At 72.9% G+C, this 17613-nt stretch carries 14 protein-coding genes; 5 read left to right on the top strand and 9 right to left on the bottom strand.

What is annotated here, in order from left to right:
• Positions 1 to 74 precede the first annotated feature (74 nt).
• The 4 genes from GA0070621_RS01210 to GA0070621_RS01195 all read right to left on the bottom strand — a co-directional run bounded on the left by GA0070621_RS01210 (position 75) and on the right by GA0070621_RS01195 (position 4463).
• A complete protein-coding gene (locus GA0070621_RS01210) occupies positions 75 to 797 on the bottom strand; it encodes a gamma-glutamyl-gamma-aminobutyrate hydrolase family protein (protein WP_091190698.1) in 723 nt (240 codons plus the stop codon).
• Positions 798 to 853: 56 nt separating this feature from the next.
• Positions 854 to 1621 carry a 3-oxoacyl-ACP reductase gene (locus tag GA0070621_RS01205; RefSeq protein ID WP_091190696.1) on the bottom strand — a complete coding sequence of 256 codons (768 nt, stop codon included), beginning with the start codon at positions 1619 to 1621 and terminating at the stop codon, positions 854 to 856.
• Position 1622: 1 nt separating this feature from the next.
• Positions 1623 to 2978 carry an aldehyde dehydrogenase family protein gene (locus tag GA0070621_RS01200; RefSeq protein WP_091190692.1) on the bottom strand — a complete coding sequence of 452 codons (1356 nt, stop codon included), beginning with the start codon at positions 2976 to 2978 and terminating at the stop codon, positions 1623 to 1625.
• Between the two features lie 120 nt (positions 2979 to 3098).
• The gene (locus GA0070621_RS01195; RefSeq protein WP_091190690.1) at positions 3099 to 4463 is read right to left on the bottom strand and encodes a glutamine synthetase family protein; all 1365 of its coding nucleotides are present in this window, start codon (positions 4461 to 4463) and stop codon (positions 3099 to 3101) included.
• Between the two features lie 314 nt (positions 4464 to 4777).
• Between GA0070621_RS01195 and GA0070621_RS29315 the strand changes: the two genes are divergently transcribed.
• Positions 4778 to 5161 carry an SH3 domain-containing protein gene (locus GA0070621_RS29315; RefSeq protein ID WP_157739795.1) on the top strand — a complete coding sequence of 128 codons (384 nt, stop codon included), beginning with the start codon at positions 4778 to 4780 and terminating at the stop codon, positions 5159 to 5161.
• A gap of 183 nt (positions 5162 to 5344) precedes the next feature.
• Here GA0070621_RS29315 and GA0070621_RS01190 read toward each other — a convergent pair whose 3' ends face one another.
• The 3 genes from GA0070621_RS01190 to pcaF form a co-directional block, all read right to left on the bottom strand.
• The gene (locus tag GA0070621_RS01190) at positions 5345 to 6910 is read right to left on the bottom strand and encodes an amino acid permease (protein WP_091190688.1); all 1566 of its coding nucleotides are present in this window, start codon (positions 6908 to 6910) and stop codon (positions 5345 to 5347) included.
• 363 nt (positions 6911 to 7273) lie between these two features.
• Positions 7274 to 7687 (bottom strand): hypothetical protein, encoded by a 414-nt coding sequence (locus tag GA0070621_RS01185; protein ID WP_157739794.1) that lies wholly within the window; start codon positions 7685 to 7687, stop codon positions 7274 to 7276.
• Between the two features lie 101 nt (positions 7688 to 7788).
• The gene (gene pcaF / locus GA0070621_RS01180; protein WP_091190682.1) at positions 7789 to 8994 is read right to left on the bottom strand and encodes a 3-oxoadipyl-CoA thiolase; all 1206 of its coding nucleotides are present in this window, start codon (positions 8992 to 8994) and stop codon (positions 7789 to 7791) included.
• Between the two features lie 103 nt (positions 8995 to 9097).
• On the opposite strand from pcaF, the gene GA0070621_RS01175 reads away from it, so the two are divergent.
• From GA0070621_RS01175 to GA0070621_RS01160, 4 genes are all read left to right on the top strand, one after another.
• Positions 9098 to 10063: a glutathione S-transferase family protein gene (locus GA0070621_RS01175; protein ID WP_091190678.1), complete on the top strand. Its 966-nt coding sequence runs from the start codon at positions 9098 to 9100 to the stop codon at positions 10061 to 10063.
• Positions 10056 to 10676 carry a DUF998 domain-containing protein gene (locus GA0070621_RS01170; protein ID WP_091190674.1) on the top strand — a complete coding sequence of 207 codons (621 nt, stop codon included), beginning with the start codon at positions 10056 to 10058 and terminating at the stop codon, positions 10674 to 10676. Before GA0070621_RS01175 ends, GA0070621_RS01170 begins: the two co-directional genes overlap by 8 nt.
• Before the next feature lie 237 nt (positions 10677 to 10913).
• The gene (locus GA0070621_RS01165) at positions 10914 to 12206 is read left to right on the top strand and encodes a dicarboxylate/amino acid:cation symporter (RefSeq protein ID WP_197673966.1); all 1293 of its coding nucleotides are present in this window, start codon (positions 10914 to 10916) and stop codon (positions 12204 to 12206) included.
• 59 nt (positions 12207 to 12265) lie between these two features.
• On the top strand, positions 12266 to 13333 hold the full coding sequence (locus GA0070621_RS01160) for an NADH:flavin oxidoreductase/NADH oxidase (RefSeq protein ID WP_091190667.1): 1068 nt from the start codon (positions 12266 to 12268) through the stop codon (positions 13331 to 13333).
• Between the two features lie 82 nt (positions 13334 to 13415).
• Here GA0070621_RS01160 and GA0070621_RS01155 read toward each other — a convergent pair whose 3' ends face one another.
• Together GA0070621_RS01155 and GA0070621_RS01150 are read right to left on the bottom strand one after the other, a co-directional pair.
• Complete coding sequence (locus GA0070621_RS01155; RefSeq protein ID WP_091190663.1) at positions 13416 to 16913, bottom strand: ABC transporter ATP-binding protein; 3498 nt, start codon at positions 16911 to 16913, stop codon at positions 13416 to 13418.
• Positions 16914 to 17002: 89 nt separating this feature from the next.
• Positions 17003 to 17596 (bottom strand): TetR/AcrR family transcriptional regulator, encoded by a 594-nt coding sequence (locus GA0070621_RS01150; protein WP_167666483.1) that lies wholly within the window; start codon positions 17594 to 17596, stop codon positions 17003 to 17005.
• Positions 17597 to 17613 lie beyond the last annotated feature (17 nt).

Here is a 17613-nt window from a genome sequence, read left to right as displayed (position 1 = left end):
GCCATCCCGGCCTACTACCCGGACGGGGGAGCGACGTAACGCAGGCCCGACGATGGACGCTGATCACCTACGCCTCATCCTGATCCAACCGGCGGCCGGGGGCGAGTCGACCGGCCGGCGGCCCGGACCAGTGCCGTGATCGGACGGGGATCCGGGTCGTTCTCCGGATGCCACTGCACCCCGAGCAGGAAACGGCGCCCCGGGTCCTCGACCGCCTCCACCACGCCGTCGTCGGCCCAGCCGGTGGCGGTCAGGCTCCCCGGGTCGGCCACCCCCTGATGGTGGTACGAGTTGACCCGGTCCACCCCGGCCAGCACGGTCCCGGCCAGGCTGCCCGGGGTGAACCGGACCGGGTGGGCGCCGTACACCCCCGGGGCCGGCCGGTGCCCGTCGTGGCCGACCACGTCCGGCAGGTGCTGGTGCAGCGCGCCGCCGTGCGCGACCGCGAGGAGCTGCATCCCTCGGCACACGCCGAGCACCGGCAGGTCGACGGCGAGCGCGGCGGTCAGCAGGGCCAGCTCACCGGCGTCCCGGTCCGGCCGGCTCTCGGTGCGCGGGTCGGGCGGCTGGGCGTACCGCTCCGGGCCGACGTCCGCGCCGCCGGCCAGCAGCAACCCGTCGAGGACCCGCAGCACGTCCGCGTCCGTGTCGTCCGGGGGCAGCACCACGGCCCGGCCGCCGGCGGCGGTCACCGCCCGGACGTACGCCTGTGGCACCAGCGCCGCCGGGACGTCCCGCCACACCGCCCAGTCGGCCGGCTCGACGTACGCGGTGACCCCGATCAGCGGCCGACTCACAGGGCCGTCTTCCGTTCGCGACCGCGGGGCTCGCAACCCCGGCTCACTCCTCGCGCTCACAGGGGTGTCACGTAGGCACCGGTGATCCCGCCGTCCACGACGAACTGCGCGGCGGTCATGAACGACGCGTCGTCGCTGGCCAGGAAGGCCACCGCGGCGGCGATCTCCGCCGGATCGCCGAACCGGCCCATCGGCACGTGGACGAGACGGCGGGCGGCCCGCTCCGGGTCCTTGGCGAACAGCTCCAGCAGCAGCGGGGTGGCGACCGGGCCCGGGCAGAGCGCGTTGACCCGGATGCCCTCGCGGGCGAACTGCACACCCAGCTCCCGGGTCATCGCCAGTACCCCGCCCTTGCTCGCGGTGTACGCGATCTGCGAGGTCGCCGCCCCCATCAGCGCGACGAACGAGGCGGTGTTGATGATCGAGCCCTTGCCCTGCCGACGCATGTGCGGGATGGCGTACTTGCAGCACAGGTAGACGCTGGTGGTGTTGACCCGCAGCACCCGCTCCCAGGCGTCCAGCCCGGTGTCCAGGATGGAGTCGTCGTCCGGCGGGGAGATGCCGGCGTTGTTGAACGCCACGTCGACCCGGCCGTGCCGCTCGGCCACCCCGTCGAAGAGGTCCCGGACCGACGCCTCGTCGGCCACGTCGCAGGCGACGAACTCGCCACCCACCTCGTCGGCGGCCCGCCCGCCCGCCTCGGCGTCGATGTCGACGCAGACCACCCGGGCCCCCTCGGCGGCGAACCGCCGTACGGTGGCCAGCCCGATCCCGCTGCCCGCCCCGGTCACCACCGCGACCCGGTCCGTCAGTCGACCCTGCATCTCACTCCTCCGTGCTGATGAACACGTTCTTGACGTCGGTGAAGGCGTGCAGCGCGTCCGGGCCCAGCTCCCGGCCGAGGCCGGAGCGCTTCATCCCGCCGAACGGGGTCCAGTAGCGCACCGAGGAGTGCGAGTTGACGCTGAGGTTGCCCGACTCCACCGCCCGAGCCACCCGGAGCGCCCGGCCGACGTCCCGGGTCCAGATGGAGCCGGAGAGGCCGTACTCGGTGTCGTTGGCCAGCCGGATCGCGTCCGCCTCGTCGTCGAACGGGAGCACCGAGACCACCGGGCCGAAGATCTCCTCACGCCAGTGCCGGTCGGCCGGGGAGTCGGCGAGCAGCACCGTCGGGGCGTACCAGAAGCCGGGGCCGTCGGGGCGGGAGCCGGTGAAGGCCACCTTCGCCCCGTCGACGTACCCGGCGACCCGATCCCGGTGGCCGGCGGAGATCAGCGGGCCCATCTCGGCGGTCTCGGCGGCCGGGTCCTCGACCCGGAACGCGCGCACCGCCGGTTCGAGCAGTTCCAGGAAGCGGTCGTACACCGGGCGCTGGACCAGGATCCGGGACCGGGCACAGCAGTCCTGGCCGGCGTTGTCGAAGACCGCGTACGGCGCGGTGGCCGCCGCCTTCTCCAGGTCGGCGTCGGCGAAGACCAGGTTCGCCGACTTGCCGCCCAGTTCCAGCGTCACCCGCTTCACCTGGGCCGCGCAGCCCGCCATGATCCGGGTGCCGACCTCGGTGGAGCCGGTGAAGCAGACCTTGCGCACCGCCGGGTGGGTGACGAACCGTTCCCCCACCACACTTCCCTGTCCCGGCAGGACCGTGAACACACCCTCCGGGAGCCCGGCAGCCAGGGCCAGCTCGGCCAGGCGCAGCGCGGTGAGCGGGGTCAGCTCGGCCGGCTTCAGCACGACGGTGTTGCCGGCCGCCAGGGCGGGCGCGAAGCCCCAGCCGGCGATGGGCATCGGGAAGTTCCACGGCACGATCACGCCGACCACGCCGAGCGGCTCGTGGAAGGTGACGTCGAGCCCGCCGGGCACCGGGATCTGCCGCCCGGTCAGCCGCTCCGGCGCGCCCGCGTAGTAGTCCAGGACGTCCCGGACGTTGCCCGCCTCCCACCGCGCGTTGCCGATGGTGTGCCCCGCGTTGCGGACCTCCAGCGACGCCAACTCCTCAAGGTGCGCGTCGACCTCCGCCGCGAACCGCCGCAACACCCGCGCCCGCTCCCCCGGCGCCACCTTCCGCCACCGCTCGTACGCCCCCGCCGCCCGCCCGATCGCCGCATCCACCTCCGCGACTGACGTGCCGGGAACCTCCCCCAGCACCTCCCCCGTCGCCGGGTTCCGCACCTCGGTCACGCGCCCTCCCCTCCCACTACCCGCCGATCTTGCAGTTGCCGCCTCAACAAAAGCCTCATATCGCCACGAAACACGGGCCGAAAGTGCAAGATCGCCGGGGTGGGGGTGGGGGTGGGGGGGTTAGAGGCGTTCGAAGCCACGGGTTAGTTCCCAGTCGGTGATGGCGGCGTCGAAGGCGGTGAGCTCGACGCGGGCCTGGTTGGCGTAGTGGGCGACCACCTCGGGGCCGAAGGCATCCCTGGCCAGCTCGGAGGACTCCCAGAGGGCGAGGGCGTCGCGGAGGGTGCCGGGGACACGCTCGGCGGTGCCGTCGTCGTACGCGTTGCCGGTGCACTCCTCCTCCAACGTCAGCTCCCGCTCGATTCCGTGCACCGCCCCGGCGGCCAGCGCGGCGATCGCCAGGTACGGGTTGACGTCCGCCCCGGGCGCCCGGTTCTCCACCCGCAGGCCCGGGCCGTGCCCGACCAGCCGCAGCGCGCAGGTGCGGTTGTCGGTGCCCCAGCGCAGCGCGGTCGGGGCGAACGAACCCGGCTGGTAGCGCTTGTAGGAGTTGACGTTCGGGGCGGAGAAGAGGCTGAACTCGCGCATCGTGGCGAGCAGCCCGGCCAGCACCCGCTGCCCGGTGGCGCTCAGGTGGGCCGGCCCGTCACCGGCCAGCACCGGGCGACCGTCGGCGTCGCGCAGCGAGAAGTGGATGTGGCAGGAGTTGCCCTCCCGGGCGTTCGGCTTGGCCATGAAGGTGATCGACATGCCCTCCTGGGCGGCGATCTCCTTCGCCCCGTTCTTGTAGATCACGTGGTGGTCGGCGCAGGTCAGCGCCTCGTCGTAGCGGAAGGCAATCTCGTGTTGGCCGAGGTTGCACTCGCCCTTGGCGCTCTCCGGGGTCAGCCCGGCCCCGGCCATCTCGGTACGGATCCGGCGCAGCAGCGGCTCCACCCGGGCGGTGCCGAGCAGCGAGTAGTCCACGTTGTACTGGTTGGCCGGGGTCAGGTCCCGGTAGCCGCGCCGCCACGCCTCCTCGTACGAGTCGCGGAACAGCACGAACTCCAGCTCCGTCCCGGCGTACGCGGTCAGTCCGTGCCCGGCCAGCCGGTCGAGCTGCCGGCGCAGGATCTGCCGGGGTGAGGCGACCACCGGGCCGGAGCCGTCCAGCCACTCCAGGTCGGCCAGGAGCAGCGCGGTGCCCGGCTGCCACGGCACCGGGCGCAGGGTCACCAGGTCGGGCCTCATCGCGAAGTCGCCGTAGCCGCGGGCCCAGCTCGACATCGCGTACCCGTCGACGGTGTTCATGTCCACGTCGACGGCGAGCAGGTAGTTGCAGCCCTCGCTGCCATGCGCGACCACCTGGTCGAGGAAGTAGGGCGCGTGGAACCGCTTGCCCTGGAGCCGACCCTGCATGTCGGTCAGGGCCAGCACCACCGTGTCGATCCCGCCGTCGTCGACGGCGACCCGGAGTTGTTCCAGCGTGAGCGGAGCTGTCCTCATCGGCGCGTCTCCATCACCAAGGTCTACTGGCAGAACCGGATCACCGTCAATGCTCCCTCCGGACACCGCGCCCGACGTGATCGACCGGCCCCTGCCCCGTTCGGACGTCACGCCGTCCGCCGCGGACCGCGCCGAGGAGATGCAACGGCGGCGCAGGTCCGGGGCGTGACGGCGCGAGGAGCCTTTCGGTGGATTTCAGCGACTTCTCCACATTAATGATCACAGTCAATGCCTTGCTTCGCACATGCGGTCTATGTAGGCTGCCCTTCAAAGCAAAAGAACATCAATGTTACGCACGGGGGTAGGTGCAAAAATTGAAGAAGACCTTCCGCACTGTTGCCGCAACCATGGCGCTGGCCCTGGCTGTCCCGGCCGGCGTCCTGGCTAGTACCGCCTCTCCTGCTCTTGCCAGTTGCACTGCTCACAAGATGCCAAACTTGGACGACGGGTACGACTCGGTGCTGGGCGCCGGGTCCACCGGTTTGGCTCTTCGCACGGGTCCCCACGTCTCCTGTGGTCTGATCCTTCGAATTCCTGAGGGGCGCATCGTCGGTCTTCAGTGTTACCAGCAGGGCGACGTCGTGAATCAGGTACCGACGTGGAGCGCCGTCAATTTCCAGGGAAATCCCGGCTGGGTGTCTGACGCTTACCTGAAGCGCGGCGGCAGTTACGATTACTGCGGCGACGAAGGCTGGTAGATCGGCCTATACCGGTTAGGGTAACGGCAGGCGCCGGGGCGGATTGAATATCCGACCGACCGCCGCGAATTGCGGTCCGAGTCGGCCCGGCGCCGGCTCATGAAGCGCTGGCGCGGCATCGGCCGCCCCTTCCCCCTACGCGCGGTGGCGGGCGCCCGTCGGAGCACCCGCCACCCGCGCAAGCTACTCGGCGGCCGGCTCGGTGACGGGCTCGGCACCCGTCGCCGGCTTCGGGATCGCCGGATCCGGCACGTTGTGGCGGGGGCCGGTGAACCAGCGCCGGGCGCTGAGCACCCACCAGAGCCAGGCGCCGCCGAGCACGACGCCGACCGCGACGATCGTGTAGTTGAACGTGCCGGCGGTAATGGGGCTGCCGGTCGGCAGCACGAAGAGGACGCAGATCACCGCGACCCAGACGACGGCGATCCATCCCACCGGCGCGCTCCACCGACCCAGGTTCCACGGCCCGACCCGGAAGTCCGGCGTGCGCCGACGCAGGAACACCGGGGCCACGTACGCGATGTAGAGGCCGATCACCGCGATGGAGGTGGCCGCCAGGTAGGCGGTGGTGTTCCAGAGCGACGGCAGGACGAGCAGTGCAGAGCAGGTGACGCAGAGCCAGATCGAGTTGGTCGGCGTGCCCGTACGCGAGTTGACCCGCTTCCAGATCCCGGAGCCGGGCAGCGCGCCGTCCCGGCTGAACGCGTACGCCATCCGGGAGTTCGCCGTGACCGAGGCCATGCCGCAGAAGAACTGGGCGACCACGCAGATGAAAAGCAGGAACGTGCCGAGGTCGTGGCCCACCGCGTCGATGAAGATCTGCGCCGGGGGCAGGCCCAGCGCGGTCGTCCGTTCGGCGTCGTAGTCCTGGATGGACCAGGTGATGGCGAAGAGGAGCACGAAACCGGCGACGACCGAGACCACGACCGACGCCACGATGCCGCGGGGCGCGGAGCGGGCCGCGTCGTGAGTCTCCTCCGCCACGTGGGCGCTGGCGTCGTAACCGGTGTACGTGTACTGCGCCATCAGCAGACCGATGAGCACCGCGTAGCCGGCCGCGCCGGCGAAGGTGAAGCCCGTCTCGTTGCGTACCTCCAGGAACACCTCGGAGAGGGGCTTGTGCTGGTCGGGCACGATCGCGAGGGCACCGACGATGACCGCGACGCCGGCAAGGTGCCACCACGCGCTGATATCCGAGAGCAGCCGTACGAGGTTGACGCCGAAGGTGTTGAGCAGACCGTGCGCGACGATGATCACCAGGAAGATCAGAAAGGTGCGTCCCGCGGTCACCTCCAGGTCGAAGGCGAGGCTCAGGAAGGCCGAGGTGGTGATGGCCGCGCCGAAGTCGATGGCGGCGGTCACCGCCACCTCGCCCAGGAAGTTGAACCAGCCGACGAACCACGCCCAGACCGCCTTGTTCCGCTTGGCGAGCGCGGCGGCCCACCAGTAGAGGGCCCCGGCGGTGGGATAGACCGAGCAGATCTCGGCCATGGCCAGCGCGACGAAGATCACCATGACGCCGACGAAGAGCCAGCCCAGGGTGATCGCCAACGGGCCGCCGGCCGTCATCGCGATGCCGTACGACGTGATCGCGCCGGCCAGGATGGAAATGATGGAGAACGAGACCGCGAAGTTGGAGAAGCCGGACAGCTTGCGACGGAGTTCCTGCTTGTATCCCAGCTGCGCGAGCCGTTCCTCGTCAGAGACAGGGGAAGGTGGGGTTACTCCGTCCTCAATCGTTGAGCTCATCGGTGTCTCCCTCTGGAGGGGTGAAGACTGTGACCTGCGTCACCGCCTGACGGGATGATGAGTCCACACCCTGAACAAGGTCAATGGAGATCGGCCGAAAATTCGGCCAGGACCAGACCATTAACCGAGGTGGACGCCGCGTCACCCGCACCCGGCGGCGCGAAATGCCTTGCCGCACCGGGTGGGCCGCCCGCATCCTTGAGCCAGTGACCAGGCCCGATCGCGACGGGCCCACCGCCGGGCGCTCGGCACGCCCGGTCCGCGGCGGCGCGGGGTGCCCACCTCTCTCTCACTGATACGGCGGTTCGCCGTACCCTTCGGGCACCCCGCGCCGGCGCTCCAAAAGGACCTGCCGGCGGCAGCTCACACCAGCGAGCGGGCGACGAGCACGGCCAGGCCCAGCGCCACCACCACGTCCGGGGTCTGCGCCAGCATCAGCGCCCGCCCCACCCTGCTCCGCCCGTCCCACCTGTCTTCGAGGAGATAGTTGACAACCAGCGCCTTCAGGAGATGCACGCACGCCATGAACAGGGCGAAGAAGGTGAGCAGGCTGGCCGCGAAGAGGATCGCCAGGAACGGGGTGCCGTCCCTGCCGCCGGGCAGGAACGAGGCCGGCACCAGCAGCAGCAGCGTCGCCGGGAAGACGAGGGCCAGCAGGACGAACCAGGTCACGCTCCGGGTGAGATGACGGAGAAAGAGCTCGTAGTCGTCGCCGGGCGCCGAGGTCATGTCCCGGATGACCTCGGCACGCCGCGCCTCCGGAGTCCTGCCTTCCACGTCAAGCACCTTGGCGACCCAACCGGCCAGCCGGGGCCCCGGCCAGGCCAGAAGATCCATGCCCCCGGCCCCCGCAGTCATCGCCCTCGCACGCCGTCAGGTCAGGCCGCGGCCTCCAGCAGCAGGGAGATGCCCTGCCCGACGCCGATGCACATGGTGGCCAGGGCCCGCCGCCCGCCCCGGCGGCGCAGCTCCAGCGCGGCGGTGAGCGCAAGCCGGGCACCGCTGGCGCCGAGCGGGTGACCCAGGGCGATCGCGCCGCCGTTCGGGTTGACCTGCTCGGCGTCCTCGGGCAGCCCCAGCTCGCGCAGCACCGCGACGGACTGGGCGGCGAACGCCTCGTTCAGCTCGATCACGTCGAGGTCGGCCAGGCCGAGGCCGTACCGGTCGAGCAGCTTGCGGGTGGCCGGCACCGGTCCGATCCCCATGATCCGGGGCGGTACGCCGGCCGCCGCCGCGCCGGTCACCCGGGCGAGCGGGGTGAGGTCGTACCGGGCGACGGCCGCCTCGGAGGCGACGAGCAGGGCCACCGCGCCGTCGTTGACGCCGGAGGAGTTGCCGGCGGTCACCGTGCCGCCCTCGCGGAACGGGGTGGGCAGCGCGGCCAGCTTCTCCAGCGAGGTCTCCCGGGGGTGCTCGTCGACCTCGACCAGCTTCGTCTCCCGCCGGCCGGCCGGCACGGTGACCGGCACGATCTCCTCGGCCAGCCGGCCGTCGGCCTGCGCCTTGGCGGCCCGCTGCTGGGAGCGGTACGCGAACTCGTCCTGCGCCGCGCGGTCGACGCCGAACTCGGCGGCGACGTTCTCCGCCGTCTCCGGCATCGAGTCGATGCCCCAGCCCCGCTTCATCAGCGGGTTGACCAGCCGCCAGCCGATGGTGGTGTCGTGGACCTCGGCGGTGCGGGCGAACGCGGTGGTCGCCTTCGGCATGACGAACGGGGCCCGGCTCATGCTCTCCACCCCGCCGGCCACCACCAGGTCGGCCTCACCGGCCACGATCGACCGGGCGGCGCCGGCGAGCGCGTCCAGGCCGGAGCCGCAGAGGCGGTTGACCGTGCTGCCGGGCACCTCCTCGGGCAGCCCGCCGAGCAGCGCCGCCATCCGGGCCACGTTGCGGTTGTCCTCACCGGCCTGGTTGGCGCAGCCGAGGATCACGTCGTCGGTGCGGGCCCAGTCCACCGCCGGGTGGCGGGCGACCAGTTCGCGGATCACGTGCGCGGCCAGGTCGTCGGGGCGTACCCCGGCGAGGGCGCCGGCGTAGCGGCCGATCGGGGTGCGAACTCCGGCCACGAGATATGCGACGGTCATCGGCGCGCGTCCTCCGGGGGTGGGAAGGGGCTGGCGGCGCCCGCCGGGTCACGGGGACGCCCGGCGCCAGGATATCCGCGCCCGGAACGGATAGGTTGACGGCATGGCTCGGGCCCAGTTCAGCGCAGAGACCGCCGGCGGCGGCGCGTTCGTCCGCCAGCCCAACCGGTTCACCGGTCGGGTCACCCCGCACTCCACCTCGCCCGAGGGTGGCGGCCCCGACGAGCAGGACCGCTGGCCGCTGGAGGCCGGCCGGTACCGGTTGATCTGGTGCCGGGCCTGCCCGTGGGCGCACCGGGCGCGGATCGTGCGTAGCCTGCTCGGCCTGGAGGACGTGATCTCGCTGGGCACGGTCGACCCGATCCGCGACGAGCGGGGCTGGCGGTTCACCCTCGACCAGGACGGCTTCGACCCGGTGCTGGGGATCAGCTTCCTCTCCGAGGCTTACCTGGCGACCGACCCGGACTATCAGGGGCGGGTGACCGTGCCGGCGCTCGTCGACACCCGGACCGGGCGGGTGGTGACCAACGACTACCCCCAGCTCACCCTGGATCTGATCACCGAGTGGCGGCGGTTCCACAAGCCGGGCGCACCGGACCTCTACCCGGTCGAGCTGCGCCCGGAGATGGACACGCTGATGGCGGAAATCCATCGGGACGTCAACAACGGGGTCTACCGGTGCGGCTTCGCCACCTCCCAGCAGGCGTACGACGAGGCGTACACCGCGCTCTTCGCCCGGCTGGACGCGCTGTCGGAGCGGCTGTCCGGGCGGCGCTACCTGATGGGCGACCAGATCACCGAGGCCGACGTGCGGCTCTTCACCACGCTGGTCCGCTTCGACGTGGCGTACCACGGGCACTTCAAGTGCAACCGGCAGAAGCTGACCGAGATGCCGGTGCTCTGGGCGTACGCCCGGGATCTGTTCCAGACCCCCGGCTTCGGCGAGACGGTGGACTTCGACCACATCAAGCGGCACTACTACGCCACCCACGAGATGATCAACCCGACCCGGATCGTGCCGCTCGGTCCGGACCTGCACGGTTGGACCACGCCGCACGGGCGTGGCTGAGCCGGGCGTCGCCCGGGCCGCTGCCGCGTCGGCCGCCGCCGGCTGCGTGCTGGCCGGTACGGTCGCGGTGACGGTCGCCGTGGTCGCCGGTCCCGGTCCGGGTCTGACCGGGTACGTCAGCGAGACCGGCATCACCGACAGCGGCTACGCCGGGGCGTACCGGATCGGGGTGTTCGCACTGGGTGCGGCGCTGCTGCTGCTCGCGGCGGCGCTCTCCCCGGCGCTGGAGACGGCGGCGGCGCTGCTCGCCGTCGGCGGGGCCTTTACGGTGCTCTCCGGCGCGGTGACGTGCAGCGCCGGCTGCCCGCTGCCGCCGTTCGAGGCGGCCACCGTGGCCGACCTGGTGCACGGCGGGGCGAGCGTGGCGGCCACCGCCGCGGTGGTCTTCGCGATGCTGGCCCTGGTCGCCGCCCCGGCGGCCGGCCGGCTGCTGCGCCGGGTCGCCGGGGTGGGCGCGGCGCTGGCCCTGCCGCTGTCCGCGGCGATCGGCCTGGCCATGCTGACGGTGGGGCGCGGCAGCGTGGTGGGGGTGCTGGAGCGGTTGCTGCTGCTGGTCGCCGCCGGGTGGGGCCTGGCCACCGCGACCGCCCTGGGCCTGGCCCGCCGATCGTGACGATTGGATCACCGGGCGGTAAACCCGCCCTGTAAGGATCGTCACGCCTGTCGCTCCTTCCAGCTACGCGCCGGACGGGAGTAACGTCACCTGTCGATGACCAACGTCTGGCACCTCACCGTGCGCCTGTACGTCGACCTCCGACGGCAGGCCAGCGGCATCTGTCCGGCGCAGCCGCTCTCCTGACGCTGCCCCGTTCACCTCCACCAGACCTTGGACGTCCTCATGGCTTCCGCCCTGCGCAAGACTCCCTTCTCCGTGCAGATCCTGCTCGGCCTGGTGCTGGGCGTGGCGCTCGGCTTCCTCGCCCGCGCCACCGACCTCGCCTGGCTGACCAGCACCCTCGACACCGTCGGCCACCTCTTCGTCCAACTCCTCAAGCTGGCCGTGCCACCGCTCGTCTTCACCGCCATCGTGGTCAGCGTGGTCAGCCTGCGCGGCGTCGCCAACGCCGCCCGGCTCGCGCTGAAGACGCTGCTCTGGTTCGGCATCACCGCGCTGATCGCGGTCGGCATCGGCATCGGCCTCGGCCTGCTCACCGACCCCGGCAAGGGCGTCACGCTCGACCTGGCCGGCGCCACCGAGCCGAAGCGGACCGGTTCCTGGACCGACTTCCTCACCGGCATCGTCCCGACCAATCCGGTCGGCGCGTTCGTCGAGGGCAACGTCCTCCAGATCGTCTTCCTCGCCCTGGTGGTGGGTGCCGCCGCCCTGCTCATCGGCGAGGCCGCCGAGCCGTTCGTGGCGCTCAACCGCTCGCTGCTGGCCATCGTGCAAAAGGCGCTCTGGTGGGTCATCCGGCTCGCCCCGATCGGCACGCTGGGCCTGATCGGCAACGCGGTCGCCTCGTACGGCTGGGACCTGCTGGCCCCGCTCGCCAGGTTCACCACCGCCGTCTACGTCGGCTGCGCGATCGTGCTCTTCGTGGTCTACCCGCTGCTGCTGGTGGCCGCCGGCCGACTCAACCCGCTGCGCTTCTTCGCCGGCGCCTGGCCCGCCATCGAGCTGGCCTTCGTCTCCCGCTCCTCGGTGGGCACCATGCCGGTGACCCAGCGCTCGGTCGAGCGGCTCGGCGTGCCCCGCGAGTACGCCTCGTTCGCGGTGCCGTTCGGTGCCACCACGAAGATGGACGGCTGCGCGGCGATCTACCCGGCCCTGGCCGCGATCTTCGTGGCGCAGGTCTTCGGGGTGCACCTGGGCGTCACCGACTACCTGCTGATCGCCTTCGTGTCGGTGGTCGGCTCGGCGGCCACCGCCGGCCTGACCGGGGCGATCGTGATGCTCACCCTGACCCTGAGCACGCTGGGCCTGCCGCTGGCCGGCGCCGGCCTGCTGCTGGCCATCGACCCGATCCTCGACATGATCCGCACCGCCACCAACGTGGCCGGCCAGGCGCTCGTGCCGACCATCGTCGCCGCCCGCGAGGGCACCCTCGACCGGCCCGCGTACGACTCGGCCGGCCGCCGCGACCTGGTGGACGCCGACGAGGCCGACCGCCCCACGGAGTCCCTCGCCCCGGTCCCCGCCTGACATCCCTGAACGAGGAGGGCCCCGGCCAGGACCCTCCTCCCTCGTTGGAGGATCACCACATGTCTGCCCTGTTCACTCCGCTCACCCTGCGCGGCGTCACCCTGCCCAACCGGGTCGCCCTGGCGCCGATGTGCCAGTACAGCGCCGGCCCGGACGGCCTGCCCACCGACTGGCACCGGGTCCACCTCGGCTCCCGCGCGGTCGGCGGGGCCGGGCTGATCCTCACCGAGGCCACCGCGGTGGTCCCCGAGGGCCGGATCAGCCCACAGGACGTCGGACTCTGGTCGGGCGCGCACGTCGACGCCTGGCGGCCGATCACCGCGTTCGTCGCCGCCCAGGGTGCGGTGCCGGCCGTGCAGCTCGCGCACGCCGGGTTCAAGGCGTCGACGTACCGGCCGTGGGCCGGGCACCGGGGCGGCGTGCCGGACGCCGAGGGCGGCTGGACGCCGGTCGGCCCCGGCGGCGAGCCGTTCCTGCCCGACCACCGCCGGCCGGCCGCGCTCGACGGGGCCGGGATCGCCGCAGTGGTCGAGGCGTTCGCCCTCGCCGCCGGGCGGGCGCTGGACGCCGGCTTCCACGCGGTCGAGATCCACGCCGCGCACGGCTACCTGCTGCACGAGTTCCTCTCCCCGCTGACCAACCACCGCACTGACGCGTACGGCGGCGACCGGACCGGCCGGATGCGGCTCGCCCTGGAGGTGGCCCGGGCGGTCCGCGCCACCGTCGGCGAGGCGGTGCCGGTGCTCACCCGGATCTCCGCCACCGACTGGGTGGAGGGCGGCTGGACCGTCGAGGACAGCGTGGTGCTCGCCGGTGAGCTGGCCGCCGCCGGCGTGGACCTGGTGGACGCGTCCTCCGGCGGCGCCTCGGCCGGGGCGAGCATCCCGGTCGGCCCCGGCTACCAGGTGCCGCTGGCCGCGCGGATCCGCCGCGAGGCGGGCGTGCCGACCGGTGCGGTCGGCCTGATCGTCGAGCCGGAGCAGGCCGAGCAGATCGTCGCCGGCGGCGAGGCCGACGTGGTGCTGCTCGGCCGGGAGCTGCTGCGCGACCCGTACTGGCCGCGCCGCGCCGCCGCCAAGCTCGGCGCCACCCCCGACTGGCCCAACCAGTACACCCGCGCCTTCTGACCCCGGCTCGCCCGCCCGCTTCGGCCGCCTGCGGCAGGGCGGGCGCGGCGGGCGGGCAGGTGCGGCGGGCGGGCGGGCCCGGTCAGCCGGCCAGGTGGCCCCAGTGGGCCTCCAGGTCACGCCACGGCCCCTGCGCCATCACCGCCCCGTCGACCAGCACCACCACGTGGTCCGCCCGGACCAGCGCGGCCCGTTTGGAGGTCGACCCGACCACCGTCACCCCGTGCTCGCGCAGCGCCGCCCAGAGCGCCAACTCGGTGGTGACGTCCAGCGCGGACGACACGTCGTCGGCGACCAGCAGCTCGGTACGCGGCGCCAGCGCCCGGGCCAGCGCCAGCCGCTGGAGCTGGCCGCCGGAGAGCCGGGTGCCCTTGTGCCCGATGAGCAGCCCGAGCCCGCCGCCCGCGGCGGCCAGATCATGGTCGAGCTGGGCGGTCGACACCGCGCCGGCGGCGTCCACCTGGTGCCCGAGCGCGATGTTGTCGGCCACCGTGCCGGAGAGCACCCGGGGCAGCTGGCCGACGTACCCGACCTGGTTGGGGCGGAGGAACAGCTCCGGCTCGGTGACCGGCTCGCCGTTCCAGCGCAACGTGCCGGTGTGGTGGACGATCCCGGCGAGGGCACGCAGCAGCGACGACTTTCCCGAGCCGACCGGCCCGACCACGAGCACGAGCTGTCCCCGTTCGACGGTGAGGTCGACGTCCCGGACCGCGTGAATGCCGTCGGAGTGCAGCGCGCCGAACCCGGCCAGCTCCAGCCGGCGCAGCGGGTGCCGGGCCGGTGCCTCGGGCGCCGGGGCCCGGCCCGTGGCCAGGTCCACCTCGGACACCTCCGCCGAGTACGTGGCCACCCCGGTCATCGCCACGGTCCGCCGGGTCCACACCCGCGCCGACGGGTACTGGGAGACCAGCGCCGCGGTGGTCCACGCGAACCAACGGGCCGCGCCGAGCGTGGAGACCGCCACCAGGGTCGCCCCGGCGGAGAGCCCGCCGGCCAGGTAGAGCGCCCACGCCCCGATCGGCAGCAGCCCGCTGGCGATCGACGGGGTGGACCGCGCCCACACCTGCATGGCGATCTCCCGCCGCTGCCGGTCGCTGCGGACGGTGTCCAGCGCCGCGAGATGGTCCAGCACCGGCCGGGTGGCGCCGGCGAGTTTCACCGTACGGGCGGCGGAGAGCGAGGAGACCAGCGCGGTGGCGAACGCGGCCCGGGCCTTGACGGTGCCACGGGCGGTGCGTTCCAGCCGGGGCGCGAACAGCGTGGCCGCCAGCCCGGAGACCACCATGGTGCCGAGGAAGAACAGCGCCGGTACGAAGCTGCCGGTCACCAGGGTCATGGTGAGCAGAATCGCCAGCGAGATGAACTGGTCCATCAGGTTGTCGGCGAGCTGCACCACCCGTTCGGTGTCGCCGCCCTGGGCCACCACCTCGGCGGGAGTGTGCCTGCTGACCCGCCGTGCCCCGGTCTGCCCGTGCACCAGCCGCAGGCTGATCCGCAGCATCTGCCGGATCCACCACTGCGGGAACCACAGGTTGGTCAGGTACGGCAGCGGCAGCACGACCAGCAGCGCGGCGACGATGCCGAGCGCCGGCAGCCACGGGTCGCCCCCGCCGACCACCTCGGCCCAGAGCCACGGCAGCACCGAGCCGTCCAGCCCGAGCAGGGTCAGCACGATGAAGAAGCCGACGGAGATCAGGCCGTACCGTGGATCGTTGGTGCCCAGCCGGAGGATCTCCCGCAGGGTCCGCGCGGGCGGCGCGGCGGGCACCGGCGGCGGGTCGGTCCGCGGCACCGCGGCCTGACGCGGAACGGTGGCCGACTCGGCCGGCTCCGCCGGCCCGTCGGGCCACGCGTCGCCCGGTCCGTCCAGCAGCTCGACCCCGCCGCGCCGGCCTCCGGCACCGGCGTACGCGCTGGCGTGGCTGGTGGCGAGCAGTTCGGCGAAGCGGGCCGACTCGCGCAGCGGGCCGGCCTCCAGCACCGCCCCGTCGGCCATCACCACCACCTCGTCGCAGCGGCGCACCGAGGAGAGCCGGTGCGCGATGACGATGCCGATCCGGTCGGCGAGCAGGCGTTCGGTGGCCTGGCGTACCCGGGTCTCGGTGACCGGGTCGAGCCGGGCGGTGGCCTCGTCGAGGATCACCACGTGCGGGTCCCGGACCAGGATCCGGGCGAACGCCACGAGCTGTTCCTGCCCGGCGGAGAGCGCCTGCCCGCCCTCGCCCAGCTTCGTGTGCACCCCGTCGGGCAGCTCGGCGATCCAGCCGGCCAGGCCCAGCTCCGCCAACGCCCGGGTGGCGTCGTCGAGCAGGGCGGGGTCGAAGAGCGCGACGTTCTCGGCCAGGGTGCCGGCGAGGATCTCGGTGCGCTGGGGAACCACCGCGACCCACCGGCGCAGCGCCTCGACGTCCAGGTCGACCAGGTCGGTGTCGCCGAGGAAGACCGTGCCGCGCGGCACGTCCACGGCCCGGGTGAGCACCTTGGCCAGGGTCGACTTGCCCGACCCGGTCCGCCCGACCAGCGCGTACGACCGGCCGCGGGCGAAGGTGAGCCGGACGTCGCGCAGCGCCGGGCCACGGTCGTCCCCGGCGGCCGGGTAGCGGAAGGTGAGCCCGCGTACGGTCAGGTCCCCGTCGTCCGGGGCGACCCCGCCGGCGGGTTCCTGCCCGGCGTCGGAGAGCAGTTGCACCCGGGCCCAGGCGCCGAGCGCGTACTGCAGGTGCGGCACCCAGCGGGCGATGTGCTCGACGGTCGCGCCGAAGGCGAGGGCGAGCAGCCAGATCGCGGTGAGCCGGGCGCCGTCGACCCGGCCGGTGGTGAGCGCCCAGGCCCCGGCGAGGACCACGGCGGCGATGCCGACCCGGATCCCGCCGGCGGCGAGGGCGGTGACCTTGGCGGACATCCGGAACACCCGGCCGCCCCGGGCGATCACCTCGGCGGCGCGGCGGGCGTACAGCCGCAGCACGTACGGCCGGGCCAGGCTGGTCCGCACGTCGTCCTGGCCGTGCACCGCCTCCTCCATCACCGCGGCCAGGTCGGACCAGGCCTCCTCCTCGGCCATCCGGGCCGGGGCGATCCGGGCGGTGGGCTTGCGCAGCACCACGCCGAGCAGGGCGATCAGCAGGATCATCCCGACCCCGGCCGGCCACCAGACGAACAGGGCGCTGACCGTGGCGAGCACGCAGACGGCGAGCCCCTGGACCAGGCGTACGCCGGTGTTCCGCATCTCGGCGGCGACCTGGTAGACGTCGTTGTCGATCCGGTCGAGCAGCTCGCCGACCGGGGTGGTCTCCAGGGTGGGCAGGTCCTGCCCGAGCGCCACCCGGCACAGCCGGCGGCGTACGTCGGCGGACCAGTCGGCGGTGAGGCCGGCCATCAGCAGCCCGATGAGCAGGTCGCTGACCACGACGGCGACCAGCGCCGCGGCCAGGGCGGTGAACCAGCCGCCCGAGCGGTGCACCAGCACCGGCCCGGCCAGCGCGGAGGCGGCCGCCTGACCACCGGCGCCGAGCAGGATGAACAGTCCGACGACCGCCATCCGACGCGGTGCGGTGGCCCAGAGGTCTCGGAGCAGGCGCATGGACAGTCCTCCGGACTCGGGTCGGCATGGGGGGCGGTGCCTCCAGCCTTCCGCTCCGGCCGCGTCGGCTCAAACCATTTACGCGCGGTTCACGCCTGGGCGACCCGGCGGACGATGCCGAGCAGCGCCTCCTGCACGTCCTCGATCGGCCGGTCCGGCTGGAAGACCAGCCAGTCCACGGCCACCACCAGGCCCACCCCGAACAGCGCCGAGCTGGCCGTGGGCACGTCCAGGTCGGCGGGGAGGTCGCCGCTGGCCACGCCGGCCCGTACGGTCTCCGCGATCACCTCGATCGCCTCGCCGCGCAGCAGCCGCAGGGTCTGCTGCCACTCCCGGTTGGTCCGCCACATCTCGGAGAGCAGGAGCTGGGCGAACGCCCGGTAGCGGCGGATGTACTCCAGCTCGGCCCGGACCAGCGCGGCGAGCGCCGCGCGGGGCGGCAGCCCGGCGACCGCGGCCCGGAAGTCGGCGGTGAGCAGGCCGATGCCGTGCCGCAGCAGCTCCTCGAAGAGGACCGTCTTGGACTCGAAGTTGTAGTAGACGGTCCCCTTCGCCACCCCGGCCCGGGCGGCGATGTCGTCGACGGTGGTGGCGGAGAAGCCCCGCTCGGCGATCAGCTCGACCGCCGCCACGAAGAGCCGCTGCCGGGTGTCCTCCCGCCGTCGTGTTCGTCCGTCCGTCACTCGCCCTCCCCGTCGAC

This window comes from Micromonospora narathiwatensis (assembly GCF_900089605.1).
In the GTDB taxonomy this organism is placed as follows: Bacteria; Actinomycetota; Actinomycetes; order Mycobacteriales; family Micromonosporaceae; genus Micromonospora; species Micromonospora narathiwatensis.
This window is presented reverse-complemented; position numbering and strand designations above follow the sequence as displayed.

Bases quoted from the DNA above. Each gene is read 5' to 3' on its own strand.
- GA0070621_RS01205 (WP_091190696.1), bottom strand. From the start codon at position 1,621: ATGCAGGGTCGACTGACGGACCGGGTCGCGGTGGTGACCGGGGCGGGC.
- GA0070621_RS01195 (WP_091190690.1), bottom strand. From the start codon at position 4,463: ATGAGGACAGCTCCGCTCACGCTGGAACAACTCCGGGTCGCCGTCGAC.
- GA0070621_RS01190 (WP_091190688.1), bottom strand. From the start codon at position 6,910: ATGAGCTCAACGATTGAGGACGGAGTAACCCCACCTTCCCCTGTCTCT.
- pcaF (WP_091190682.1), bottom strand. From the start codon at position 8,994: ATGACCGTCGCATATCTCGTGGCCGGAGTTCGCACCCCGATCGGCCGC.
- GA0070621_RS01175 (WP_091190678.1), top strand. From the start codon at position 9,098: ATGGCTCGGGCCCAGTTCAGCGCAGAGACCGCCGGCGGCGGCGCGTTC.
- GA0070621_RS01160 (WP_091190667.1), top strand. From the start codon at position 12,266: ATGTCTGCCCTGTTCACTCCGCTCACCCTGCGCGGCGTCACCCTGCCC.
- GA0070621_RS01155 (WP_091190663.1), bottom strand. From the start codon at position 16,913: ATGCGCCTGCTCCGAGACCTCTGGGCCACCGCACCGCGTCGGATGGCG.